Annotated in this window: 19 protein-coding genes and 3 tRNA genes; 8 read left to right on the forward strand and 14 right to left on the reverse strand. The window is 54.2% G+C overall.

Features of this window, described 5'->3' with window-relative positions; genetic code table 11:
* Positions 1 to 13: 13 nt before the first annotated feature.
* From dnaB to rnr, 7 genes are all read right to left on the reverse strand, one after another.
* Positions 14 to 1,402, reverse strand: a complete 1,389-nt coding sequence (gene dnaB, locus KUO20_RS10700; protein ID WP_235039855.1) for a replicative DNA helicase — start codon at positions 1,400 to 1,402, stop codon at positions 14 to 16.
* Positions 1,403 to 1,604: 202 nt separating this feature from the next.
* Positions 1,605 to 2,051 carry a 50S ribosomal protein L9 gene (rplI, locus tag KUO20_RS10705; RefSeq protein WP_096278964.1) on the reverse strand — a complete coding sequence of 149 codons (447 nt, stop codon included), beginning with the start codon at positions 2,049 to 2,051 and terminating at the stop codon, positions 1,605 to 1,607.
* A gap of 15 nt (positions 2,052 to 2,066) precedes the next feature.
* Entirely contained in the window at positions 2,067 to 2,918 is an 852-nt protein-coding gene (locus KUO20_RS10710) for a hypothetical protein (protein ID WP_235042468.1), read from the reverse strand.
* Positions 2,919 to 2,930: 12 nt separating this feature from the next.
* Positions 2,931 to 3,158 (reverse strand): 30S ribosomal protein S18, encoded by a 228-nt coding sequence (rpsR, locus tag KUO20_RS10715; protein ID WP_007113337.1) that lies wholly within the window; start codon positions 3,156 to 3,158, stop codon positions 2,931 to 2,933.
* A gap of 33 nt (positions 3,159 to 3,191) precedes the next feature.
* Positions 3,192 to 3,569 carry a 30S ribosomal protein S6 gene (gene rpsF, locus KUO20_RS10720; RefSeq protein ID WP_235039856.1) on the reverse strand — a complete coding sequence of 126 codons (378 nt, stop codon included), beginning with the start codon at positions 3,567 to 3,569 and terminating at the stop codon, positions 3,192 to 3,194.
* A 205-nt stretch (positions 3,570 to 3,774) separates the two neighbouring features.
* Complete coding sequence (gene rlmB, locus KUO20_RS10725) at positions 3,775 to 4,560, reverse strand: 23S rRNA (guanosine(2251)-2'-O)-methyltransferase RlmB (protein ID WP_235039857.1); 786 nt, start codon at positions 4,558 to 4,560, stop codon at positions 3,775 to 3,777.
* Between the two features lie 2 nt (positions 4,561 to 4,562).
* Positions 4,563 to 6,995 (reverse strand): ribonuclease R, encoded by a 2,433-nt coding sequence (gene rnr / locus KUO20_RS10730; protein ID WP_235039858.1) that lies wholly within the window; start codon positions 6,993 to 6,995, stop codon positions 4,563 to 4,565.
* Between the two features lie 249 nt (positions 6,996 to 7,244).
* On the opposite strand from rnr, the gene KUO20_RS10735 reads away from it, so the two are divergent.
* The 6 genes from KUO20_RS10735 (at position 7,245) to KUO20_RS10760 (ending at position 12,540) form a co-directional block, all read left to right on the forward strand.
* A tRNA-Leu gene (locus KUO20_RS10735) sits at positions 7,245 to 7,331 on the forward strand.
* 100 nt (positions 7,332 to 7,431) lie between these two features.
* Positions 7,432 to 7,518 (forward strand) — tRNA-Leu (locus KUO20_RS10740).
* Positions 7,519 to 7,562: 44 nt separating this feature from the next.
* A tRNA-Leu gene (locus KUO20_RS10745) sits at positions 7,563 to 7,649 on the forward strand.
* Positions 7,650 to 7,966: 317 nt separating this feature from the next.
* On the forward strand, positions 7,967 to 9,529 hold the full coding sequence (locus tag KUO20_RS10750) for a BCCT family transporter (RefSeq protein WP_235039859.1): 1,563 nt from the start codon (positions 7,967 to 7,969) through the stop codon (positions 9,527 to 9,529).
* Positions 9,526 to 11,550: a CocE/NonD family hydrolase gene (locus tag KUO20_RS10755; protein ID WP_235039860.1), complete on the forward strand. Its 2,025-nt coding sequence runs from the start codon at positions 9,526 to 9,528 to the stop codon at positions 11,548 to 11,550. Before KUO20_RS10750 ends, KUO20_RS10755 begins: the two co-directional genes overlap by 4 nt.
* An 84-nt stretch (positions 11,551 to 11,634) precedes the next feature.
* A complete protein-coding gene (locus KUO20_RS10760) occupies positions 11,635 to 12,540 on the forward strand; it encodes a LysR substrate-binding domain-containing protein (RefSeq protein ID WP_235039861.1) in 906 nt (301 codons plus the stop codon).
* A 13-nt stretch (positions 12,541 to 12,553) separates the two neighbouring features.
* Here KUO20_RS10760 and KUO20_RS10765 read toward each other — a convergent pair whose 3' ends face one another.
* Together KUO20_RS10765 and KUO20_RS10770 are read right to left on the reverse strand one after the other, a co-directional pair.
* Positions 12,554 to 13,417 carry a DNA/RNA non-specific endonuclease gene (locus KUO20_RS10765; RefSeq protein ID WP_235039862.1) on the reverse strand — a complete coding sequence of 288 codons (864 nt, stop codon included), beginning with the start codon at positions 13,415 to 13,417 and terminating at the stop codon, positions 12,554 to 12,556.
* 73 nt (positions 13,418 to 13,490) lie between these two features.
* Entirely contained in the window at positions 13,491 to 13,766 is a 276-nt protein-coding gene (locus KUO20_RS10770) for an Lrp/AsnC family transcriptional regulator (protein ID WP_008958975.1), read from the reverse strand.
* 356 nt (positions 13,767 to 14,122) lie between these two features.
* On the opposite strand from KUO20_RS10770, the gene KUO20_RS10775 reads away from it, so the two are divergent.
* Complete coding sequence (locus KUO20_RS10775; protein WP_235039863.1) at positions 14,123 to 14,437, forward strand: high-potential iron-sulfur protein; 315 nt, start codon at positions 14,123 to 14,125, stop codon at positions 14,435 to 14,437.
* A gap of 113 nt (positions 14,438 to 14,550) precedes the next feature.
* Here KUO20_RS10775 and KUO20_RS10780 read toward each other — a convergent pair whose 3' ends face one another.
* Genes KUO20_RS10780 through KUO20_RS10790 form a run of 3 tightly spaced genes read right to left on the reverse strand, consistent with a single transcriptional unit; the run spans position 14,551 to position 19,418 of the window.
* Entirely contained in the window at positions 14,551 to 16,116 is a 1,566-nt protein-coding gene (locus KUO20_RS10780) for a SpoVR family protein (RefSeq protein WP_235039864.1), read from the reverse strand.
* 43 nt (positions 16,117 to 16,159) lie between these two features.
* Positions 16,160 to 17,446 carry a YeaH/YhbH family protein gene (locus KUO20_RS10785; RefSeq protein WP_235039865.1) on the reverse strand — a complete coding sequence of 429 codons (1,287 nt, stop codon included), beginning with the start codon at positions 17,444 to 17,446 and terminating at the stop codon, positions 16,160 to 16,162.
* Between the two features lie 49 nt (positions 17,447 to 17,495).
* Positions 17,496 to 19,418, reverse strand: a complete 1,923-nt coding sequence (locus KUO20_RS10790) for a PrkA family serine protein kinase (RefSeq protein ID WP_235039866.1) — start codon at positions 19,416 to 19,418, stop codon at positions 17,496 to 17,498.
* A gap of 318 nt (positions 19,419 to 19,736) precedes the next feature.
* Here KUO20_RS10790 and KUO20_RS10795 point away from each other — a divergent pair, with 318 nt between their 5' ends.
* Positions 19,737 to 20,255: an invasion associated locus B family protein gene (locus KUO20_RS10795; protein WP_235039867.1), complete on the forward strand. Its 519-nt coding sequence runs from the start codon at positions 19,737 to 19,739 to the stop codon at positions 20,253 to 20,255.
* Between the two features lie 39 nt (positions 20,256 to 20,294).
* Here the strand turns inward: KUO20_RS10795 and KUO20_RS10800 are convergent, their stop codons facing one another.
* Both KUO20_RS10800 and KUO20_RS10805 read right to left on the reverse strand, forming a co-directional pair.
* Positions 20,295 to 21,338 carry a threonine aldolase family protein gene (locus tag KUO20_RS10800; RefSeq protein ID WP_235039868.1) on the reverse strand — a complete coding sequence of 348 codons (1,044 nt, stop codon included), beginning with the start codon at positions 21,336 to 21,338 and terminating at the stop codon, positions 20,295 to 20,297.
* 194 nt (positions 21,339 to 21,532) lie between these two features.
* Entirely contained in the window at positions 21,533 to 23,554 is a 2,022-nt protein-coding gene (locus KUO20_RS10805) for an NADPH-dependent 2,4-dienoyl-CoA reductase (RefSeq protein WP_235039869.1), read from the reverse strand.
* Positions 23,555 to 23,575 lie beyond the last annotated feature (21 nt).

Raw genomic sequence — 23,575 nt, forward strand, 5'->3', positions numbered from 1 at the left:
ATTACACATCAAGTTAATCGCCAAACGAATCGCCGTAGCTATCCGGGGCTAAATCTTCAAAGCGCGTATACTTACCGATAAACGCCATATGCACCGTACCGATAGGCCCGTTACGCTGCTTACCAATAATTAACTCGGCAATCCCTTGGTTGTCGGGATTGTCAGGGTTATAAACTTCATCGCGATAAACAAAAGCGATAACATCAGCATCCTGCTCGATAGCGCCCGACTCACGCAGATCCGACATGATAGGACGCTTGTTAGGACGCTGCTCCAACGAGCGGTTCAGCTGTGAAAGCGCGACCACCGGGCAATTAAATTCTTTCGCTAAGCCTTTCAAAGAGCGCGAAATTTCCGAAATCTCGCCGGTGCGGTTTTCACTGAAGCCGGGGATCTGCATTAGCTGAAGATAATCGATCATGACCAGCGCAATGTTGCCATGCTCACGAACTACTCGACGCATCCTGGAACGCATTTCATTGGGCGACAATGCGGCAGTATCATCGATAAACAGCTGCTTATCTTTGAGCAGATTCACCGCCGAGGTTAAGCGTGGCCAGTCTTCGTCTTCTAATTGACCGGTACGAACACGGGTTTGGTCAATCCGACCCAGCGAAGACAGCATCCTCAGCATCAACGATTCCGCGGGCATCTCCATCGAGAACACCATCACCGGCTTGTCGCTGGCGATGACCGCATGCTCGACCAGGTTCATGGCAAACGTAGTTTTACCCATCGATGGCCGGCCAGCAATAACCACCATATCCGATGGCTGCAGACCCGTGGTCATTTCGTCCAGGTCACGAAAGCCCGTCGAAAGGCCGGTCATCTCACCCTTCAGGTTAAACAACTCGTCAATACGGTCAACGGCTTTGGTAAGCAGCTCACTCATGCCGATAGGGCCGCCCGTTTTGGGGCGTTCCTCAGCAATCTGGAACACTAGCCGCTCGGCTTCATTGAGCAGTTCATCCGCCGGACGCCCTTGAGGCGTAAAGGCGCTGTCAGCAATTTGACTAGCCGCACGGATCAGCTTACGCAGCGTGGCACGCTCACGCACAATGTCGGCATAGGCGCGAATATTGCTGGCAGACGGCGTGTTACGCGCAAGCTCGGCCAGAAAGGCCAGCCCACCCACGGTATCCAGGTGGTCGCGTGCTTCCAGCGCCTCAGAGATCGTCACTACGTCCAGCGGCTGTGCGGACTCGGCTAAGTGGATCATCACGTTGAACACCAACCGATGCTCATAGCGATAAAAATCATCGGCGACCAGACGCTCTGAGACGTTATCCCACGCCTGATTATCCAGCATGAGCCCGCCTAATACCGACTGCTCTGCCTCAAGCGAATGCGGCGGCAGTTTTAGCGCGGCCGTTTCTTTATCAGCAGAAGGCGTGTCCTGCATAGCAAGCTCCTTTAAATACGACAACGTACCCAGTGAAGGTGCTTATCTTAGCCGAGCCCATACCGCGCGACGACCCACATCATCAAGATGTTGCCTTAAAGTACCCGGCGTTCATGCGCTGGATAATTTAGGCAACGTCCAGAAATAACAAAAGGCGCGGGAAAACCCGCGCCTTTTGAAGCGTACGTGTCAGCGCAAAGAATTACTCTGCAACGACGACCACGCGTACAACGGCGTCCACTTCAGCGTGCAAGTGTAGCGCGATGTCGTATTCGCCAGTTTGACGAATCGGGCCATTCGGCATACGTACTTCGCTCTTGGCAACATCGATGCCAGCAGAGGAAATTGCGTCGGCCAGGTCACGTGGACCAATCGAACCAAACAGTTTGCCTTCGTCGCCTGCTTTGGAAACCAAAGACAGTTCGATGTCGTTCAACTGTTCAGCACGCGCTTCAGCTTCTGCTTTACGCTCAGCGGCTTGCGCTTCGAGCTCAGCGCGCTGTACTTCAAACGCTTCGATGTTGTCTTTGGTGGCCGGTACGGCTAAACCGTAAGGCACCAAATAGTTACGACCATAACCAGGCTTAACAGTGACCTTGTCACCCAGGCCGCCCAGCTTACCAATGTTGTCGAGCAGAATGACTTCCATCTCGTAAACCTCTTGTCAGTTGCTGCGGGCAAGGCGTGCGCGAACGTTCGCGAATGTATCAATCAGCCCCAACAGCAGCACAATGAGAATCGTGGGCCAGGTCGTGATTAGCAGCACATAAAATGCGACTAGCCACAGCCCGTTCATCCCCTTTAATCCAATAAACCCGTGCACTAACGCAACGCCAGCTACCAATAGCGGAATCCAGCCAAGCATGGCTAACGCGTGGACACCTAACAGCGAGCCTGCCACCCCAATCACGGCCAAAATGGCCAGCTCTTTAGGGCTCAAGCGCAGTGCGTGAAACTCTTCACGAAAGCCGCCTGGGTTGTACAACCCAGCTTGCCAGCTTCGTGCAAGTGCTAAACACACTATGGCTGCCAACAGCACCACGAGCCCGGTAACTCCCCCCACTACCAGCGCGGCAATGGTTTGAGTGTCGTAGCCTTGGTTGGCAAATTCCGTGAGCATGCGATCCACTTCTTGCGAACCTTCTCGCAGCTGCTCAAGCATTAGCTCTGTACCACCTGGCGGTGAAAAAATGCCAAGTTGAACCATGACCACAGCGACCAGTGTCCCCACAATCAATGTTTCGCCCCAACGCATTCTTTCGCGCAGGATGACGGCCATCAGCGTTACCAGCAGTATGCTAGCAAGCGGAATCACGTCGCCCTGGGCCCACCACCAGCCAGCCGGTAGCGCTGCTGCGATGATCACCGGTAGCGCAGGCGCAAAGCCTTTACGCAGGGTTATCAGCGCGGCAATGGCTGCTCCTAACCAGAACAGCCAAGGCACTAGCGTTGCTAGGGCCGCCACGCCTGCAGCGTAGGGCGTGCCCCGCATCAGCCATCGGGCTAGTGCCAGCATCACGTTAAACGCTTACTGGTGGCTATCGGAGTAGGGCAGCAGTGCCAGATAGCGCGAGCGCTTGATAGCGGTCGCCAACTGACGCTGATAGCGTGCTTTGGTACCGGTAATACGGCTTGGAACGATCTTGCCGGTTTCGGTGACATAAGCCTTCAGCGTGTCCAGATCTTTATAATCGATCTGTTTGATGCCTTCAGCAGTAAAGCGGCAAAACTTACGGCGACGGAAAAAACGTGCCATGGACTAGCTCCTTAAAACGTGCAGTGAATAAAATCAGGCAGTTTCTTCTTCTTCAGCGCGCGGTTTATCTTCGCGACGCGGACGTTTTTCTTCTGCCGGTTTCATCATCGGGGAAGCTTCAGTAACGGCTTCCTTGCAGCGAACAACCAAGCTGCGGATGATGGCGTCGTTGAAGCGGAAGATATTCTCGATTTCTTCGAGAGTCTCGCCAGCACATTCGACGTTCATCAGCACGTAGTGGGCTTTGTGGATCTTGTTGATCGGGTAAGCCAAGTGACGACGGCCCCAATCTTCTAGACGGTGCACAGTGCCGCTATTTTCAGTAACAATGCTGGTGTAGCGCTCGACCATAGCCGGCACTTGCTCGCTTTGATCCGGGTGGACCATAAACACGATTTCGTAATGACGCATGGAATCTCCTTGCGGTTTGACAGCTTCCTTAGTGTGCCACTGCGAAAGCAGATAGCGACTGGGAAGCAAGGAGTTAACTGAAGTGTTCGATGGCCGCATTAAGCGATCACCAAAGCATCAAACAGATCGTTTATTTCAATTACACTGTTCACAGCTAACGCCCGCTTGCATACAAACGGGCGCATGTATCTTAGTGGCGCGGCGGTTAACTTGCAAGCTGCCGCTGACGAACAGCTTCAAACAGACAAATTCCGGCCGCGACCGATACATTCAGGCTAGACACCTCACCCGCCATCGGCAGCTTAGCAAGGTTGTCACATCCTTCACGGGTTAACCGGCGCATGCCCTTGCCTTCAGCGCCCATCACTAGAGCCGTCGGGCCGGTCATATCGATGGCAAATACGCTGGACTCCGCCTCACCCGCCGTGCCGGTTATCCAAACGCCCGCATCTTTGAGCTTGGCGAGGGTGCGCGCCAAATTGGTTACTTGGTAAACCGGAACAACTTCGGCGGCACCGCAGGCCACTTTACGCACGGTGGCATTTAGCGGCGCCGCTTTATCTTTCGCTACAATCACCCCGTGAGCACCGGCAGCATCGGCACTGCGTAGGCAGGCACCAAAATTATGCACGTCGGTCACACCGTCTAAAATCAGCAAAAGCGGCGGCGTTGACGACGGCCAGGCTCGCAGCTTTAACCATAGCGACTCTTCGCCTTCAGGCGTAAGCGGCGGGCAAAAAGCTACCACGCCCTGATGAGCCGCGCCTTGCGTCAACTGATCCAGCAGGTCTCGCGGCTGCTCCTTCACGCGAGCACCGCGCGCCTGAGCTTGAGCAACGACCTCTTTTAAGCGGCTACCTGCGCCCTGCTGCACCCAAAGCTCACGTGGCGACTCACCTCGATCCAAAAGGCTTTGCAGGGCATGTACGCCATACACTTGATCCAACCCATCGGGAGTCTTAGGCCCCCGTCGAGACGATGCCGGCTTCATGCTCAACCCTTATTCGGTGATGGCTTGCGCGGGCCAGTGCGCGTCCGCCGAGGGCCACGACGGACGGCAGGCCGATCGCCGTTAGATGCCTTAGCACCGGCAGCCTTAGCACCGGCAGCCTTAGCGCCTCCAGCCGAAGAACTACCGCCCTCTTCTCCGCCGCGACTCTTACGCGGCTGACGACGCGGCCGAGGCTTTTCATCGCCTAGACCAAAGTCGATCTTACGATCGTCCATATCGACGCGTGCCACCTGAACAGTAAGGCCATCGCCTAGCCGGTAAGTGGTGCCCGTCCGCTCGCCCTTGAGGCGGTGCTTTTCAGCTTCGTAATGATAGTAATCGGAAGGCAGCGAGGTTACGTGAACCAAGCCTTCTACGTAAAAGGCATCTAAGCGTACAAACAGACCAAACTGAGTAACCGATGCAATGGTGCCTTCAAACATCTCACCTAGCTTGTCGGACATAAACTCACACTTCAGCCAGCTCTCGACATCACGCGTGGCCTCATCGGCGCGCCGCTCGGTCATTGAGCAGTGTTCGCCCAGCTCGAGCATTTGCTCAAACGTATACGGGCACCACTTGCTCGGCGGCTCAACCGGCGCACCCTCAACGCGCAATACCGTGTTGGTCTGGCGCGGCCCGCGGATCACCGACCGTATAGCGCGATGCACCAACAGGTCAGGGTAACGGCGAATGGGCGAGGTGAAGTGGGCGTAAGCTTGATAAGCCAAGCCAAAATGGCCTTCATTTTGCGGAGAATAAACCGCTTGATTCATCGAGCGCAGCATAACGGTCTGGATGATATCGAAATCGGGACGATCGGCAATAACTTCACGCAGCGCCTGATAGTCTTGCGGCGTCGGCATATCACCGCCGCCAACAGACAGGCCGAGTTCGTTCAGGAACAGGCGCAGCTTATCAAGGCGCTCAGGCGTAGGACGCTCGTGGATGCGGTAAAGCGCCGGCAAATCATGCTTATCTAAGAAGCGCGCGGTCGCAACGTTGGCTGCCAACATGCACTCTTCAATCAGCTTATGGGCATTATTACGGCTACGCGGAACGATTTTTTCGATCTTACGCTCATCGTTAAAGATGATCGCCGTTTCGGTAGTATCAAAGTCGATAGCGCCGCGCTCTGCTCGCGCTTCACGCAGCAAGTAGTATAGCTCTTCCAGGCTTTTCAGCGGCTTCACTAATTCGCTGTATTCTGAGCGAAGCGCTTCGCCCTCTTCGCTTGTCTCATCAAGAATCGCCGCCACTTTGTTATAAGTAAGGCGCGCATGAGAGTTCATTACCGCCTCATAAAAGCGATAACGACTAATCGCCCCCGTCTGGGAGATATTCATTTCACAGACCAGCACTAAGCGATCCACATGCGGATTCAGTGAACAAAGGCCGTTTGAAAGCAGCTCCGGCAGCATAGGGACGACTTGGCCAGGGAAGTAGACCGAGTTACCACGCGTGCGGCCTTCATCATCCAGCGCCGTACCAGGGCGCACGTAGTGGGAAACGTCGGCAATCGCCACCAACAGCTTCCAACCACCCGACTTTGTTTTCCATGCGCAGACGGCATCATCAAAATCTTTGGCAGACTCATCATCAATGGTGACCAGCGGCACATCGCGTAAATCAACGCGGTGCTGCTTATCGTCTTCCAGCACTTCGGCTGAAATGCTACCAATTTGATCAATAACCTCAGGCGGAAACTCAGCAGGAATGTCATAGCTACGAATCGCTATATCAATTTCCATGCCGGGGTCCATACGTTCACCCAGCACTTCAACCACCTCACCTACCGGCTGTACGCGGGTAGCGGGCTGCTGAACAATTTTGGCAGAGATCACCTGCCCATCCTGTGCGCCGCCGCAGGCGCTATGAGGAATAATCACTTCCTGCGTGATGCGCGGATTTTCCGGAATCAGGATGCCAAACTCAGGCGTATTGCTACGATAAACGCCTACAATCGTTTGCGTGTTGCGAGCGATAACGTCGGCGATGGTCGCCTCATCGCGGCCACGACGATCGCGGCCACTAATGCGGGCCAACACATGGTCGCCGTGAAACACACGCCGCATTTGGCGCGGAGGCAGTACCAGGTCAGGTTTTTTGCCGTCATCACGCAGCAGAAAGCCAAAGCCATCGCGATGGCCCAGCACTTTGCCTTTCACTAAGTCGAGCTTATCAATCAGCGCGTAGGCACCTCGACGGTCGCGCAGCACCTGGCCGTCACGCTCCATGGCGGCCAAACGACGCCTGATCGCTTCGATAAGATCTTCGTCTTCAAGCCCCAACATGCGGCTCATATTTTCGTGGCTAATCGGCTTGCCGTAGCTTTCTAATGCGGCGAGAAGGTATTCCCGGCTCGGCGCTGGGTTGCCGTATTTGTGCGCCTCGCGCTCGGCGTGCGGATCATCACTTAACGTCCAATACTTCATGCGATCAACATCCTTGATGGCGTCATCTGCGAGAGGCGTAAAAAAAGCGCAGACGCTATGCGTTGCGGGCGGGCTACTTCAGCGCTTGAAAGGCTAAAATGAATAGGGTTTTGTTTAGTCATGGCCGCAGTATAGCGCCGCGCGCTCAATCACCCAACCGTCTTAGGCGTTGTTTATACAATTTGCTTTATAAAAAGCGCCTGAGAGGCCTTGCATTTAACCATCACCCCGGTATTATACGCGCCACTTGCCCAGATGGCGGAATTGGTAGACGCGCTAGCTTCAGGTGCTTGTGTCCGTATGGACGTGGAGGTTCAAGTCCTCTTCTGGGCACCATACTGTTTCTATCCCCCTCACGGATATAAACAGTAAGGTGTAAAGTAAGGCAGTACTCGTCAAGGCAGTATTGCTAAGCAGTGGTAAATGTTTTGTGTTCGCCCAGGTGGCGGAATTGGTAGACGCGCTAGCTTCAGGTGCTAGTGTCTGTATGGACGTGGAGGTTCAAGTCCTCTCCTGGGCACCATACGAACACAAACAGTAACTCGTAATCCAAGCTTTAAATGATGCGCCCAGGTGGCGGAATTGGTAGACGCGCTAGCTTCAGGTGCTAGTGTCCGTATGGACGTGGAGGTTCAAGTCCTCTCCTGGGCACCATTTATAGTTCCAGCTTTTTTTATACTCATCTACGCCTTCCTAGCTTTATCCTAGCCCTTCTTTAATTATCACGCTTGTTGTTAATACAACACGCTATCTACTACCTTTTTATTTACCCAGTCTCCTATCACCGTTTCAATACACTCTTATTCATTAGTATTTGTGCTTCATTGCAGCCCCCATTTCAAACACCCCATGCGTACAGCGCATGCCCTCATGCCCAGTTTGCAATGCCTCTCGGGCCTGAAATGACGTTAAGTTATACTGCCATGATATGTATGCATGGAGAATGACGATAACGATAATGAGGGAAAGGTATGCAAACATCACTTCGACCGCTGGTCTTTTGGCCAACTTTTCTTGTTCTGATTGCGGCAGTCATTGCCAGCTATGTCAATTTAGATGCATTTTTAGCCACGGCTAGCGCCCTTAATGAGGCGGTTCTCAACAATTTCTCCTGGCTGTTCAGCCTGGGTAGCCTTTATCTTCTAATCATGGCGGTGATCGTTTACTTTTCACCGATCGGTCGCGTGCGTATCGGTGGCCCGGATGCGACGCCGCTGCTGTCGCGGATGCGCTGGTTCTCAATCACGCTCTGCACCACACTGGCTGTCGGTGTTTTGTTTTGGACCACGGCCGAGCCGCTCTATCATTTTATGAGCCCGCCGGTGTCGAGCGGGCTTGAAGCTGGCTCTAGCGATGCCATGCTATTTGCGATGTCGACCATGTTTCTGCACTGGTCTTTTACCCCTTACGCTATCTACGCTGTGCCGGCGCTGATCTTCGCCCTGGCGTTCTACAACCTGCGTCTGCGCTTTTCTATTTCAAGTATGTTGGAGCCGATCTTCGGTCCAAAAGTGAAGCGCTTCGCGGGATTAATCGATGCAATCTCGCTCTATGCGCTGGTTGCAGGCATGGCGTCATCATTGGGTACCGGCGCTTTGACGCTGGCCGGCGGTGCGGGCCAGTATCTAGACGGTGAGACCAATCCGCTGCGTCTTGGCATCGTGATCGCCATCATAGTAGTGACTTTCGTGCTCTCTGCAGCCAGCGGCCTGCAGAGAGGTATTGCAAGGTTGTCATCACTGAACGCCTTTTTACTGCTGATTCTCGGCATCTTCGTGTTTATAGCTGGCCCCACGGCCTTTTTCCTGGCGCTGGGCGTAGAGTCATTCGGCCGCTATGTCGATAACTTCTTTAGTATGAGCCTGTTCACCGGCGCCGCCGGCCAAGATCAGTGGCCACGTTCTTGGTCGACCTTCTACTGGGCGGTATGGTTTTCGTGGGCACCGGTTGCAGCGCTATTTTTGGGCAAAATCTCCCGTGGCTATACCGTCAGAGAATTCCTACGCGTCAATCTGCTCTACCCAGCACTGTTCGCCAGCGTGTGGATTGTCATTTTTTCTGGCACTGCCCTCTATTTTCAGTCACAGCTTGGACAAGCCAGTACCGGCATCGACCTCTATAGCGTGCTAAATGATCGCGGCGTAGAAAACGTTCTATACGAACTATTTCGCCAGCTACCACTTTCAAATATGTGGATTCCGGTGCTGCTATTCGTCGCTTATATCTCCTATGTCACCGCCGCCGACTCGCAGACTGATGCCATCGGCAACCTTTGTACCCGCGGACTGACCGCCGACTCCGACCTCAATGCAGGAATAGCCATGAAAGTCATATGGGGAATTATTGTCGGCATCGTCTCTTGGATAATGGTCAGCTTTGTGGGAATTGACGGCGTCAAGATGCTTTCTAATCTGGGTGGACTGCCCTCAATGCTGATAGTGCTGCTAGCCAGCGGTTCACTTTGGGTCTGGCTAAAACACCCGGAACGGCTCCAGCCGGTGCCCAAACTCACCCGTGACGAGAATGCGCCATGAAGATCAAGCAAGATTTCCCCCACAGCATCCGCGAGATCGAAAATATCTGGATACCGCTGGCCGATGGCACACGCCTAGCCGCCAGAATTTGGTTACCCGAAGATGCTGAGATAAAGCCGGTACCTGCGATTCTAGAGTATTTGCCTTATCGCAAGCGAGACGGCACGGCGGTTCGCGACGAGCTGACTCACCCTTATTTCGCCGGTCACGGTTATGCTAGCGTGCGCGTTGATATGCGCGGCAACGGCGAATCCGATGGTCTTATGGAAGATGAATACGCGCCACAGGAACAAGCCGATGCTCTGGAAGTGATCGATTGGATCGCGACCCAGCCCTGGTGCGATGGCAAGCTCGGCATGATGGGTATCTCGTGGGGTGGTTTTAACGGGTTGCAAGTGGCGGCACTGCGACCTAAGCCGCTGAAAGCCATCATCACGCTCTGCTCTACCGACGATCGTTATGCCGATGACATCCACTTCAAAGGTGGCAATATGCTGCTTGAGAATCTTGGATGGGCCGCCACCATGCTAAGTTTCTCTGCTGGCGTGCCCGATCCGGCACTAGTCGGCGAGCGTTGGCGCGAGATGTGGAAGCACCGCCTCAACAATATGCCGCTACTGGCCGAAACCTGGCTTGAGCACCAGCATCGTGACGACTATTGGAAGCACGGCTCAGTTAATGAAAACTATGGCGATATTGAAGCTGCGGTTTACATGATCAGCGGCTGGGGTGATTCTTACATTAATACCATTCCGCGTATGATGGAGAACCTGAAGTGTCCGAAAAAGGCTCTGCTGGGGCCCTGGATGCACAAGTACCCGCACTTTGCGATTCCCGACCCGGCGATTGGCTTTCTTCAAGAAGCCTTGCGCTGGTGGGATTATTGGCTCAAAGATACCGATACTGGCATTATGGATGAACCGCCCTGTACCTTTTATCTACAGGATGGCCTCCCCCCAGCGCCCAAGTACCTAGAGCGCCCCGGGCAGTGGATTCGCACTCACCGCTGGCCAATGCCTAGCGACAACACTGACATCAGTAAGTTAGTGCTTGGCGATAACGGGCTCACTCAAGATGGCCAGCTAAGTAACGATCGCCTTATCGCATCGCCACTGACAGCCGGTTCGCTGCAGGGCGAATACATTCCCCTCTGGTTCGGCGCAGACTTCCCACCGGATCAGCGTCGTGACGATGGCTTATCACTCATCTTTGATTCAGCCCCCTACGATGATGGCCTCGACATTCTCGGCCAGCCGACGGTGTCAGTATCATTGGAAAGCAGCGAAGACTGCGGCCAACTGCATGTACGTCTTTGCGACGTTGCACCCAGCGGGGAAAGTGCATTAATCACCTACGGCACGCTGAACCTCAATCTTCGCAACGACCCGGGAACGATAACCCCGCCAATCCCCGGCGAACCCATGGACGTGCGGCTCTGCCTAGATTTGATTGGCTATCGCTTGCCAAAGGGGCACCGCCTTCGCATCGCGCTCTCTAGCGCCAGCTTCCCGCTGGTCTGGTCGCCGAAGAAACGCGCCGACCTGACGCTAAAGGCAGGCACTCCAACACTAAAGGTACCACTGTCAACGGCAGACTATGTTCCGATGCCGTTCGAACCACCAGAGAGCGCCTCACCTTGCCAAGTCGAAACACTGCGCGCCGGTCAGCCAAAGCGCACTATCAGTGAGGATATCGGTAGCGGGGAAGTGACCATCACCGTTGAAGATGACATGGGGGACATTCGCTTCGAGGATCACGGTCTGCGCGTCGAACAGCGGGCGAAAGAGGTTTACTCCAGTCATCCAACCGATGCCACGCGGACACGCGCTGATATCGAATGGATTTATCGCGCTCGTCGTGATGAGGGTGAAGGCCAATTCGCGGTAGAAGTGACAAGCCGTTACCATCTTCATTGTGACGAAACAACGTTCTACCTAACCGCAGAGCAGCGCGCGTTTGAGGGGGACAACTTGGTCAGCGAGAAATCGTGGCAGCGTGAAATTCCGCGTACAGCGATTTAAGCTTGAGATACCTCGCGGGGGTCGAATTGATATCTCGCGTGGTATGCTTTGGGCCATCGCTCCCAGACCCTTGAGATTTATGCAATGCGCGATGCCTTACCGCCGTTATCTTGCTTACGCGCCTTTGAAGCCGCGGCCCGCCACAGAAGTTTTACTCAGGCGGGCAGCGAGCTTAGCTTGAGTCAAAGCGCCATCAGCCGTCAGATCAAGCGACTAGAAGATGATCTCGGTCGCCCGCTGTTTGAGCGCCATTACGACGGCCTACGCTTAACCCCGGCTGGCGAGCATTACTTTCGCGTTGTTCAACGCCTGTTGCGCGAGTTACGCACCGAAAGTGCACGCCTTAGGCGACGCGGCGATGATCGCCAACTGACGCTAGCCTCCAGCCCTACTATTGCCTCAATCTGGCTTGCACGCCAACTGCCCGACTTTCAATACGCCCATCCCGATATCGAGATACGCATTCTTACCGTTGAGGATCCACACCGTCTTGATCTCGCCGAATTCGATCTCGGCATCTACTATCATGTGCCGAGAGAAGTCGATCCGCCTGGCCTAAGCGCAGATGCTATTTTCAAGCATGAAGACGTTGCCGCCGTCTGTAGCCCTATTTATTTGGAACGCCATGGCAACATCGCTGATCCACAGGATTTGCTCATGCGGCACACGCTGATGGTGGTCGAGGATCATTATCATGATTGGCTCACCTGGGAACTCTGGTATCGATCCCTTGGGCTCGATTGGCAGCCGCCAACTCATACGTTACGCGCCAACAGCTTTCAACTACTGATGAACGCAACGCTGGCTGGTCAGGGCGTCACGCTGGGATGGACGAATCTGCTCGCCGCCGAGTTTGAACAGGGCAATCTTGTGAAGGCATTGCCCTTAGCGCTACCCAGCAAAGGAAAACTGTCGCTGCTCACACCGCGGCGCAGACACCTCACTGAGCCCATGCGCATTTTCCGCCAATGGGTGTTAGATAGCGCTTAAACACCGAAAAACCCTACTGAAAACGCCCGGGCCGACGTGATACTTCTTCAAGCGCCCATCCTTGCGTACGCAGCTCTCCTTCCAGAACAGCTTCCACCTCAGCACTCAACTCTGGAAAGAAGTTAAGGCCAGTAAGCGCCTCAACTTCATCAATCGTCACTAAGTAATCATCGAGCGGCTCGTTACCCCGAACATCTTGCGGCATGATAAATGCCAGCGCTAATGGCGCGTTACTGTGCGGCGCAACGATGATCTTGTAGAACGCCTCAGGCACTTCGACAAAGCCCACACGGTTAAACACGTTATCCATAAAGCTTGCTGGAAAAATAGGCCCCGTAATCACCTGCAAATGATCAAAGCGCGGCGCGAAATGATCCATGACCGATTCTTCTAAGCGTTGCCATAGCTGACGATTGAGCTGTGGCCGTTGCGGTGTCATGTTACTCATTAAGAACGTATCGACCTGGGCGCTGCGGCCATGCACAGCGGCAATGGCATAGTTAGGTGCCATATGCCCTCGGTCATAGCCACTGCCCGCATAGTCGCCAGTGCCTATTGGCCAGAGCGTGCGCCAATCCGCTTGAAAACTAGGTCGCGAGCCGATTCGCGTGTCGTCGCCAACCGCTTCAACCTGATAGCTCACCCACAGCGGATTAACCCGCACATCCGACCAACCCACTAAATAGCCGTCGTTACGCAGCACTCGATGCATCGTTGTGGGGCTAAACGCCTCCCATGTCGGCACGCCCATCCAGGTATACGCATCTTTGTGTTGGCGTTCTTGAAACTCCCACAGCCCGGTACCCGCAACAATAAACAGCACAACGATGCCCAGGCGTCGACCGTTACTACGCCAGCGCGAAAGCGATTTCCCCAACAGACTTACTCCCTGCCTAGCGCCTAAAAGCACCTATCGTTTTGTTCAAACACTAATGGCGAATTTAGAACGCCTACCAGCCCAGTGAAAACATGGTTTCCAGGTCATGGCGCGAATGTACCTGCATGGCGTTGAGTGTCTCGGTATCGCTGATACCTTCAACGGCGTTTAAGCGCTCGGTAACCAGCTCGGCTAAACTTTCAAAATCACGGGTGCGGGCAATCGCCACCAGGTCGTAACGACCACAGGTGGAATACACCTCACTAATACCCTCTACATCGGCCAGCCGCTCAGCGACGGCTTTCACTTGCCCTTTGTCGGTATTGATTAAAATGACTGCGTTTTGCATGGTGCGCCCTCTCAACAGAAAAAAATCACGACTCACAATGGGATGTCGGCGTCGGGCAGAGTATACCAGCGACATGAAGGCGGGCGTAGCACCTGGCGCCGGCGCGGCTTATTGCTGGCTCAGCTCATCAGTATGCGCACAGACTTATTCGCACAACCTTATTAGCACAACCTTACTCGCACAAACTTTGTCATCCGCTAGTATCTAGCAGATAATTAGCTGGAGACTGATTGAGAGCCCTGTGAAGGCTTTGAAGAATACGTTTTAAGCTAATTAACAGAACCAAGAGACTCAAGAGGTGGATAACCACCCGACAATCGTGGTCTAACGTCAAACCGTGACGATAAGGAGAAATCATGGCTAATCAGAATCGTCGTGACTTCATGCGCAAGAGTTTACTGGGGCTTGCCGCCCTTCCACTAGGTGTGGGCATTCTGTCTAAGACCGCTTTTGCTCAAGGCCTTCCGCGTCTTGATCCTTCAGCGCCTAACGCACAGGCACTTAATTATGTAGAAGTTGCCCGTGATGCCAGTGATCATCCGGCTTTTAAAGAAGGCGAACTCTGCGACAACTGCATGTTCTATAGCGCTAATAATGAAGGCTGCCAACTATTTCCAGAGAATAGCGTGGAACCTGCCGGATGGTGCCAGTCCTGGACTGCCCAGTCCTAAGCATCTATCGCTAATGAAATGCCTATAAAGCACTGCCCCGCTCATCATGCGGGGCAGAGATAGTTAAAGAGCCGGCGCTAAAAAAGTCCTTCAACAATCCTCCCCCCCCCCCTTTAAGCAGTGCTGTTTTCGTCTTCAATCGGCCAGTGATAGCGGCGCGTTACGCGGCCTTCCTCAAGCGAAACCAAATGAACGGGAAACCCCCATAGCTGCTGCAAATGGCGCATGACGGGATAGACGCTACGCCCCAGCGGGCGACGGCTGTCCTGGACATGATGAAGCGTCAATGAGCGATCTCCCCGGATAGCCGCTTCGGCAACTTGAATATTAGGTTCACGCACAGACAGCGCATACTGGGTAGCCAGCGCGTCACGCACGCGGCGGTAGCCCTGCTCGTTGTGAATAGCCGCCACTTCAAGCGTCTCAGCCTGATCATCATCCACGACAAGAAACAGCTTATGGTCGCGCATCACCTTCGGCGATAGAAACTGCTGAATAAACGATTCGTCTTTGAAGTTACGCATCGCAAACTCTAGCGTCTCCCGCCAAGGTGTTCCGGCAATGTCTGGAAACCACGCCTGATCTTCGTCATTGGGCGCCTCACAGATCCGCTTAATATCTATAAAAATTGCAAAGCCTAGCGCGTAGGGATTAATGCCACTGTAGTGCGGGCTATCAAATGGCGGTTGATAAATAACGGCCGCGTGGGACTGCAAAAATTCCAGCATCAGCCCCTCATCGACATCGCCATCGTCGTAAAGCCGATTCATTAACGTGTAGTGCCAAAAACACGCCCAGCCCTCATTCATCACCTGCGTTTGCCGCTGAGGATAAAAGTACTGTGCTAATTTGCGTACAATCCGCACGATTTCACGCTGCCACGGCGAAAGCAGCGGCGCGTTTTTTTCAATAAAATAAAGTAAGTTTTCCTGGGGTTCCGAAGGATAATGCCCGCCGCTATGCAGGCCTAACGGGTCATCATCGCTATGCAGGCTGGCCAGTAGCGGCGAGCTGCCCTCAGGCAATCCCGGAATGGTGCGCCAGAGCATGTTTACCTGGGTTTGTAGATAGGTCTCTCGCTCATCTTGGCGTTTAGCTTCTTCTTCCGCAGAGATCGGCGAAGGCCGCTTGTAGCGATCCACGCCATAGCTTTGGAGCGCATGGCAGGCATCCAGCAGCTGCTCGACGGCTTGCACACCGTGACGCTCTTCACACTGATTGATATAGCGTCGGGCAAACACCAAGTAATCGACAATTGATGAGGCGTCGGTCCAGGTTCGAAATAGGTAATTGCCTTTAAAAAAAGAGTTATGGCCGTAGCAGGCATGCGCCATCACCAGCACCTGCATCATCAGCGTATTTTCTTCCATCAAATAGGCAATGCAGGGGTCAGAGTTGATCACCAGCTCATAGGCCAAGCCCATTTGGCCGCGCTTGTAAGCTTGATCAACCGCTAGAAACTGCTTACCAAACGACCAGTGATGGTAGCCAACCGGCATCCCTACGCTTGCGTAGGCATCCATCATTTGCTCAGTGGTGATCACTTCTATCTGGTTAGGATAAGTATCCAGCCGATACTCGTCGGCAAGACTTGCCAGCTGCGTGTCGAAGCGTTCCAGCACAGCGAAGTTCCAATCGGAGCCGGTGGCAATCGGCTTGCGTTTGCGGGTCGCACTCATAGCCCACTCCTCTTCACGCGGTCCCTAGCCTCGATATAAGGTCTTAGGACTGGCTTAAGCGACGCTTAAACAGCTCGCGAAAGACCGGATAAATATCGCCCGCCTCCACAATTTGCCGCATCGCAAACCGATCGGGAAACTCATTAACCACGCTCTCATACTCCTGCCATAGCGACTGATGATCGTGAGGAGTAATTTCAACGTAGGCATAGTACTGAAGCTGCGGCATTAGCTGCTTAATCAGCAAATCGCGGCAGATATTCGAGTCATCATCCCAGTTATCGCCATCGGAGGCCTGCGCTACATAGAGGTTCCACTGGCTAGTGGGATAACGCTTCTCGATGATTTTATTAACAAGGTTTAGCGCGCTGGAAACAATCGTGCCGCCGGTTTCACGTGAGTAGAAAAACTCCTCTTCATTTACTTCCCTGGCGGCCGTGTGATGGCGTACAAACACCAGCTCGACTTTCTCATAGTGTTTTTCCAAAAACAGGTAGAGCAGGAGGAAAAAGCGCTTGGCGATATCCTTGTGGTTTTGAGTCATTGAGCCGGAAACGTCCATGACGCAAAACATCACCGCTTGATTAGAGGGCTGCGGCTGTGCGCTGAGCTGGTGATAGCGCAGGTCATAAGTGTCAATAAAAGGCACGCCAGCAATACGCTTCTCCAAGCGCTCGATCTCGGCTTTTAGCTCGGTGATACGCGTAGGGTTGCGCAGCACCGAGTCTTTACGCTCTTCGGCATCCAATGCCTCAACCGCGTCCTTAAGCGCTCGTTTAATGGGCGCTCGCATCGCAATACGCCTGGCGTACGCCTCACGCATCGAACGAGTAATGCTGATACGTGAAGGAACCCCGTCGCGCGAAAGCCCCGCCCGCACCATTTTGACCTCTTCCAACGACTTAAGCGGCTTGCGCTGCAGGTGGGGCAATTCAAGGCCATCGAAAACGAACTCTAAAAACTCCTCACGACTAAGGGTAAAAGCAAACTCGTCAACGCCCTCGCCTTGGTTCGATGCTCCCCCTTCACCACTCCCGTTGCCATCCCCCTTGCCCTTTGGTCGGCTAATCTTATCGCCGGCAACATATTCCTTATTTCCGGGCGAAACGATATTGCGCGCGCCCCCCGGGCCATGCTGGAAGACTGGTTCAGAGATATCCTTCGTCGGAATAGAAATTTTCTCACCGCGCTCCATGTCGGTAATTGAGCGGCGGTTAACGGCCTCCTCGACCGAGCGCTTGATATGCTTACGGTAGCGCTCTAAAAAGCGCTGCCGGTTAACCGCGCTTTTATGTTTAGCGTTTGGTCTTCGATCAATAAAGTAGGTCATACGACCTCCTTAAGCGTACAACGTAAGCGCGGCTCTTGTACGCTGCCCCTTACTGAGACTTGCGTACACGCAAATACCATTCGGATAACAGCCGAACCTGTTTCTCGGTGTAGCCACGCTCGACCATCCTGGCCACAAAATCTTCGTGCTTTTTCTGATCCGACCGGGAAGCCTTGGCATTGAACGAGATCACCGGCAGCAGCTCTTCCGTATTGGCGAACATTTTGTGTTCGATAACGCCTTTCAATTTTTCGTAAGACTGCCAGCTTGGATTCATGCCGTTATTTTGCGCTCGCGCCCGCAGCACAAAGTTAACCACCTCATGTCGAAAGTCTTTCGGGTTCGAAATCCCCGCGGGTTTCTCGATTTTCTCTAGCTCTTCGTTCAACGATTGGCGGTTTAGCTGCTCGCCGGTTTCATGGTCACGGTATTCCTGATTCTGAATCCAAAAATCGGCATAGGTGACATAGCGATCGAAGATGTTCTGGCCATATTCGCTGTAGGATTCGAGATAGGCGGTCTGAATTTCTTTACCAATGAACTCCACATAGCGCGGTGCCATAAATTCTTTGATAAAGCCTAAATAACGTTCAAACGCCTCCGACGGCAGCTGTTCGCGCTCTAACGCCTGTTCCAATACGTAGAGCAGGTGCACCGGGTTAGCCGCCACTTCAACACTGTCAAAGTTGAACACTTTAGACAGAATTTTGAACGCAAAGCGGGTAGACAGCCCCTGCATGCCCTCGTCCACACCGGCCGCGTCGCGGTACTCCTGAATCGATTTAGCGCGCGGGTCGGTGTCTTTCAGATTTTCGCCGTCGTAGACGCGCATCTTTGAATAAATATTAGAGTTTTCCGGTGCTTTAAGCCGCGACAGCACAGAGAACTGCGCCAGCATGCGCAGTGTGTCCGGCGCACAGGGGGCGGCGTTAAGCGAAGAGTCTTCAAGCAGCTTTTGATAGATTTTGATTTCTTCCGACACCCGCAGGCAGTACGGCACCTTAACGATATAGACCCTATCGAGGAAAGCCTCATTGTTACGGTTATTACGAAAAGCCTGCCACTCAGATTCGTTAGAGTGAGCTAAAATAACGCCGTCAAACGGGATCGCTCCCATGCCTTCGGTAGGGTTGTAGTTGCCTTCCTGCGTTGCGGTGAGCAAGGGATGAAGCACCTTGATAGGCGCTTTAAACATCTCAACAAACTCCATCAGCCCCTGGTTAGCGCGGCACAGGCCACCGGAAAAACTATAGGCATCGGGGTCATCCTGGGAATAAAGCTCTAGCTGACGAATATCAACCTTGCCCACCAGCGACGAGATATCCTGATTGTTCTCATCGCCGGGTTCGGTTTTAGAAATAGCGATCTGATGGAGTCGCGAAGGATACAAACGCACGACTCTAAACTGAGAGATATCGCCGCCGTACTCTTTTAGCCGCTTTGCCGCCCAAGGCGACATCACGCTGCGTAAATAACGCTGTGGAATTTTGTACTCTTGCTCTAATAGCTCGCCATCTTCTTCCGGGGAAAACAGCCCCAGCGGCGACTCATAAACCGGTGAGCCTTTAATGGCATAAAACGGAATGCGCTCCATGAGCAGCTTAAGACGCTCCGCTAGCGATGACTTACCGCCACCTACCGGGCCGAGGAGATAGAGAATCTGTTTGCGCTCTTCAAGCCCCTGGGCCGCATGCCGAAAGTACGCCACAATTTGCTCAATGGCGTCTTCCATACCGTGAAACTCTGCAAAGGCAGGATAACGGCGGATGACTTTATTGGAAAAAATACGCGATAACCGTGCGTCCTTAGCAGTATCCACTACGCCTGGCTCGCCAATCGCTTCAAGCATGCGCTCGGAAGCGCTGGCATACACTGCTGGCTCACGACGACACAACGCCAAATACTCCTCCAGGCTCATGTCTTCTTGCTGAACGCGGGAAAAACGGTCTTGAACGTGATCAAAGATGCTCATGGCACTCTCCTGTGGCCCATCCCCGGACAGTCACCGCCAAGCCAAGTGTTTCGCAACGGCGTGCCAAACGAGGTGTCGCTTTTTTAGCGTAGTCAGTATTAGCAAAAAGTGATGACTAAAACCTTCAACGCTAGAGGGTCGAAAAGGTTTAAAGTGCCCCGAGGCATCGCGGCCGACATTTGAACGCGATACTGGAACCCTAGGCTTGCATCATGTTCGAATGCAGGTAATCTTTAATCGCTTGTCGGCGACCTCTTTAGGGCAGCCGTTTTTAAGCCCTGTTTTTAAGCCCTGTTTAACCCCCGGAGATATGACTTCATGCAAATTCGTCGCGTGCTGATGACCGCTTTGTTACCGCTGTTCGCCGCCATCGCTACTTCAACGGCCCAGGCCCAGCAGCAAAGCGCCCCGAACTTCGACACCGAACGCTTTCAGGACTGGGAAGTGAGATGCCCCTCCGGGTCCGGTCAGCAGCAGGGCTGCACCATGAACCAGATAGTCAACAACCCTGACAGCAATGAACCCTTGATGAGAGCAATGGTCGGCCGTTCGCCTCAGATAGATAGCCCGGTGATGGCCTTTGTGATGCCGCTGGGGGTGAACCTAGCGTCAGGTATGCAGCTGCAGGTAGATAACAACGAGCCGGTCGGTTTCCCCTACCAGTTCTGCCAAGAGCAAGGCTGCCGAGCCGATCTGCCGCTGGAGTCGAGCATGTTGCAGCAACTGCGCAGCGGCACTACCGCGACCGTAAGTGCCATCTCGCCGGACGGCCAACGCATTGATATGGACATGTCACTGATGGGCTTTACCAGCGCCAGCCGAGAAATATCGCCCTGATCGGCCCGGCGCCCGGCGGTTAAGCCAGCCCAATGAGAGCTAAGCGATCACCTCTCTCACGTCGGCTAACAGCGCGTCTAGCAATTCAACGGTGGTGTTCCAAGCGCACACAAAGCGAGCGCCGCCGGCGCCAATAAAGGTATAGAACGTCCAGCCTTTTGCTTTCAACGCTTCAATCGCCGGGGGCGGCAGTTCGACAAACACGCTGTTGGCTTCGGTTGGAAACATCAGCGACACGCCTGGCAGCGCCTGTAGCCCTTCCGATAGATAGCGGGCCATGGCATTCGCATGCTGGGCATTGGTTAACCAGGCACCGCTTTCCAGCAGCCCTAGCCACGGCGCCGATACGAAGCGCATCTTAGAAGCCAGCTGGCCGGCCTGCTTACAGCGGTAAGAGAAATCTTCGGCAAGCTCACGATTAAAAAACAAAATGGCTTCGCCAAATGCCAAGCCATTTTTAGTTCCAGAGAAACACAGCGCATCCACGCCGACCTGCCACGTTAGCTCTGCCGGCGTGGCATTGAGGCTTGCACAGGCATTGGCAAAGCGTGCCCCGTCCATATGCAGGCGCAGGTCGTGTTTATCGGCAATGGCGCGAATGGCCATGAGCTCTTCGCGGGAGTAAAGCGTTCCCACCTCGGTTGCTTGCGTCAGCGATACGACTTTGGGCTTGGGATAGTGAATATCGCTTCGCTTAGTGACCAGCGCCTCGATACCTTCAGGCGTTAGCTTGCCATTTGCACCTGGAGAGGTCAGCAGCTTCGCACCGTTGGAGAAAAACTCAGGGCCGCCGCATTCATCCGTTTCGATATGGGCCAATTCATGGCAAATAACGCTGTGGTAGCTGCGCCCCATTGCGGAAAGCGCCAGCGAGTTGGCGGCCGTCCCATTGAAAACAAAGAAAACGTCGCAGTCATAGTCAAACATCTCGCGGAAACGGTCTGCGGCGCGGGCCGTCCAAAGATCGTTACCATAGGCCAGATCGTCACTACGGTTGGCTTCAAGCAGATATTCCATCGCCTCTGGGCAAATGCCTGAGGTGTTATCACTGGCTAAAAAACGCGGGCTACACTCCGAGGTCATGACGCTTGTCCTTATATCTGGCGATCTTACGGCGCAGGCTGGGTGCCACCAGCGCCTTTAATGCCTAGTTACGCTTAATAAATAGGCCAAGAAATCCCTTATTAAATGGTCATTTAGTCTATCGCCATTTATAGGCTAACGTCACCCGCGCTTTTTAAGCATTTGCTTATCCATACATTCTGATGCACTTAACGCTATAAAAGCGCGGCCAGACGAGTGCCCTGCTCAATCGCCCGCTTGGCATCCAGCTCGCTGGCTTCATCAGCACCGCCGATAATATGCACCGCCATCCCGGCCTGCTCTAGGGGCGTCAATAAATCACGCACCGACTCCTGCCCGGCGCACACCACCACGCTATCTACCGCAAGCAGCTGATCAACGCCGTCTCGCCGGATATGTAAACCGGCGTCATCGATATTGAGATACTCACAGCCGGTTAGTATCTTCACGCCACGCTGCTTAAGCGAAGCGCGGTGCACCCAGCCGGTTGTTTTACCCAAGGACTTACCCGGCTTAGAGGTTTTACGCTGCAACATCACTATGTCACGGGCAACCTCTGGCGGCGTGGGCGCCTTTAACCCACCTCGCTCACCTACGGCTAAATCAACGCCCCATTCGTCGCACCAGTCATCGATATCCTGCGCGGCATGGCCCTGGTGTGCTAACAGCTCAGCGACATCAAAGCCAATGCCTCCTGCGCCAATCACCGCCACCCTACGCCCTACTCGTTCAGGGGATTCAATCGCCTCAGCGTAGCTAAGCACCGTGGCATGGTCGTGACCTGGCAAGCTTAGCTCGCGAGGCTGAACCCCTGTAGACAGCACCACCTCGTCAAAGCCCGTTAACGCTTGCACCGTGGCTGCCGTGTTCAAACGTACCTCTACGGCATATTTAGCAAGCATGACGCGGTAATAGCGCAGCGTTTCGTTGAACTCCTCTTTACCAGGAATTTTGCGCGCATAGTTAAACTGACCGCCTAGTTCACTACGCCGCTCAAACAGCACCACGTGATGCCCGCGACTGGCCGCCGTCACCGCCGTGGCTAGCCCCGCAGGCCCGCCCCCCACAACGGCGATGTGCTTGGGCGCATGTGTCGGTGCAATGGTTAGCTCGGTTTCATGACAGGCGCGGGGATTAACCAAGCAGGATGTCAGCTTTCCCGCAAAGGTGTGATCCAAACAGGCTTGGTTACAGGCAATGCAGGTATTGATCTCCTCTGCCTGGCCTGCATGCGCCTTACTCACCCAGGCCGCATCGGCCAGAAACGGCCGCGCCATAGACACCATGTCAGCGTGGCCTTGCGCCAGCACCTGCTCAGCAACGTCCGGCATATTGATCCGATTGGTGGTAATCAGCGGGATCGTGAGCGCCGACTTAATACGCCGGGTCACCTCGGTAAAGGCCGCCCGCGGAACGCTCGTCACAATGGTCGGCACCCTGGCTTCGTGCCAGCCGATGCCGGTATTGATCACATCGGCCCCGGCCGCCTCAATCGCCTGCCCCAACGTGACGATCTCCTCCCAGGTGCTGCCGTCTTCAACCAAATCAATCATCGAGAGGCGGAAGATAATCACAAAGCTATTCCCTACCGCCGCGCGTACGCGACGGACAATATCGACGGCAAAGCGCATCCGGTTCTCAAATGGCCCGCCCCATTCGTCGTCGCGCTGATTGGTCCGCTGGCAGATGAATTGATTGATCAAATAGCCTTCCGAGCCCATCACCTCAACGCCATCGTAACCCGCCCGTTGCGCAAGCTGGGCGCAGCGAACGTAATCGGCTATCTGCTGCTCAACGTCTTCGCTGCTCAGCGCCCGGGGCATAAAAGGATTAATCGGCGCCTGAATGGCCGAAGGGGCGACTAAATCCGGCGAATAGGCATAGCGCCCGGCGTGAAGAATCTGCATGCATAAATGGCCGCCTGCGGCATGCACCGCCTCTACTACCTGGCGATGCTCAGGCAGCTGCGCTTCATCAGTCAGCGCGTGCGCACCCTGAAATACCGCACCCTCAGCGTTGGGAGCTATCCCCCCTGTCACAATGAGGCTAACCCCTTCCCGCGCTCGCTCCGCATAAAACGCCGCTAAGCGTGAAAAACCGTTAGGCGCTTCTTCCAAATTGGTATGCATTGAGCCCATTAATACGCGATTGGGCAGCGTTAGGTGGCCAATGGTGAGCGGGTGAAAAAGATGCGGGTAGGCGGGTTCAGGGGTCATCAGGTTTCTCCAGTCATTATT

This window comes from Vreelandella profundi, assembly GCF_019722725.1.
GTDB classification, from domain to species: Bacteria; Pseudomonadota; Gammaproteobacteria; order Pseudomonadales; family Halomonadaceae; genus Vreelandella; species Vreelandella profundi.

Bases quoted from the DNA above. Each gene is read 5' to 3' on its own strand.
- KUO20_RS10775 (WP_235039863.1), top strand. From the start codon at position 14,123: ATGGCTAATCAGAATCGTCGTGACTTCATGCGCAAGAGTTTACTGGGG.
- rnr (WP_235039858.1), bottom strand. From the start codon at position 6,995: ATGAAGTATTGGACGTTAAGTGATGATCCGCACGCCGAGCGCGAGGCG.
- rplI (WP_096278964.1), bottom strand. From the start codon at position 2,051: ATGGAAGTCATTCTGCTCGACAACATTGGTAAGCTGGGCGGCCTGGGT.
- rpsF (WP_235039856.1), bottom strand. From the start codon at position 3,569: ATGCGTCATTACGAAATCGTGTTTATGGTCCACCCGGATCAAAGCGAG.
- KUO20_RS10750 (WP_235039859.1), top strand. From the start codon at position 7,967: ATGCAAACATCACTTCGACCGCTGGTCTTTTGGCCAACTTTTCTTGTT.
- KUO20_RS10710 (WP_235042468.1), bottom strand. From the start codon at position 2,918: ATGCTGGCACTAGCCCGATGGCTGATGCGGGGCACGCCCTACGCTGCA.
- KUO20_RS10800 (WP_235039868.1), bottom strand. From the start codon at position 21,338: ATGACCTCGGAGTGTAGCCCGCGTTTTTTAGCCAGTGATAACACCTCA.
- KUO20_RS10780 (WP_235039864.1), bottom strand. From the start codon at position 16,116: ATGAGTGCGACCCGCAAACGCAAGCCGATTGCCACCGGCTCCGATTGG.
- KUO20_RS10760 (WP_235039861.1), top strand. From the start codon at position 11,635: ATGCGCGATGCCTTACCGCCGTTATCTTGCTTACGCGCCTTTGAAGCC.
- KUO20_RS10795 (WP_235039867.1), top strand. From the start codon at position 19,737: ATGCAAATTCGTCGCGTGCTGATGACCGCTTTGTTACCGCTGTTCGCC.
- KUO20_RS10755 (WP_235039860.1), top strand. From the start codon at position 9,526: ATGAAGATCAAGCAAGATTTCCCCCACAGCATCCGCGAGATCGAAAAT.
- KUO20_RS10790 (WP_235039866.1), bottom strand. From the start codon at position 19,418: ATGAGCATCTTTGATCACGTTCAAGACCGTTTTTCCCGCGTTCAGCAA.
- rpsR (WP_007113337.1), bottom strand. From the start codon at position 3,158: ATGGCACGTTTTTTCCGTCGCCGTAAGTTTTGCCGCTTTACTGCTGAA.
- KUO20_RS10805 (WP_235039869.1), bottom strand. From the start codon at position 23,554: ATGACCCCTGAACCCGCCTACCCGCATCTTTTTCACCCGCTCACCATT.
- dnaB (WP_235039855.1), bottom strand. From the start codon at position 1,402: ATGCAGGACACGCCTTCTGCTGATAAAGAAACGGCCGCGCTAAAACTG.
- KUO20_RS10770 (WP_008958975.1), bottom strand. From the start codon at position 13,766: ATGCAAAACGCAGTCATTTTAATCAATACCGACAAAGGGCAAGTGAAA.
- KUO20_RS10785 (WP_235039865.1), bottom strand. From the start codon at position 17,446: ATGACCTACTTTATTGATCGAAGACCAAACGCTAAACATAAAAGCGCG.
- rlmB (WP_235039857.1), bottom strand. From the start codon at position 4,560: ATGAAGCCGGCATCGTCTCGACGGGGGCCTAAGACTCCCGATGGGTTG.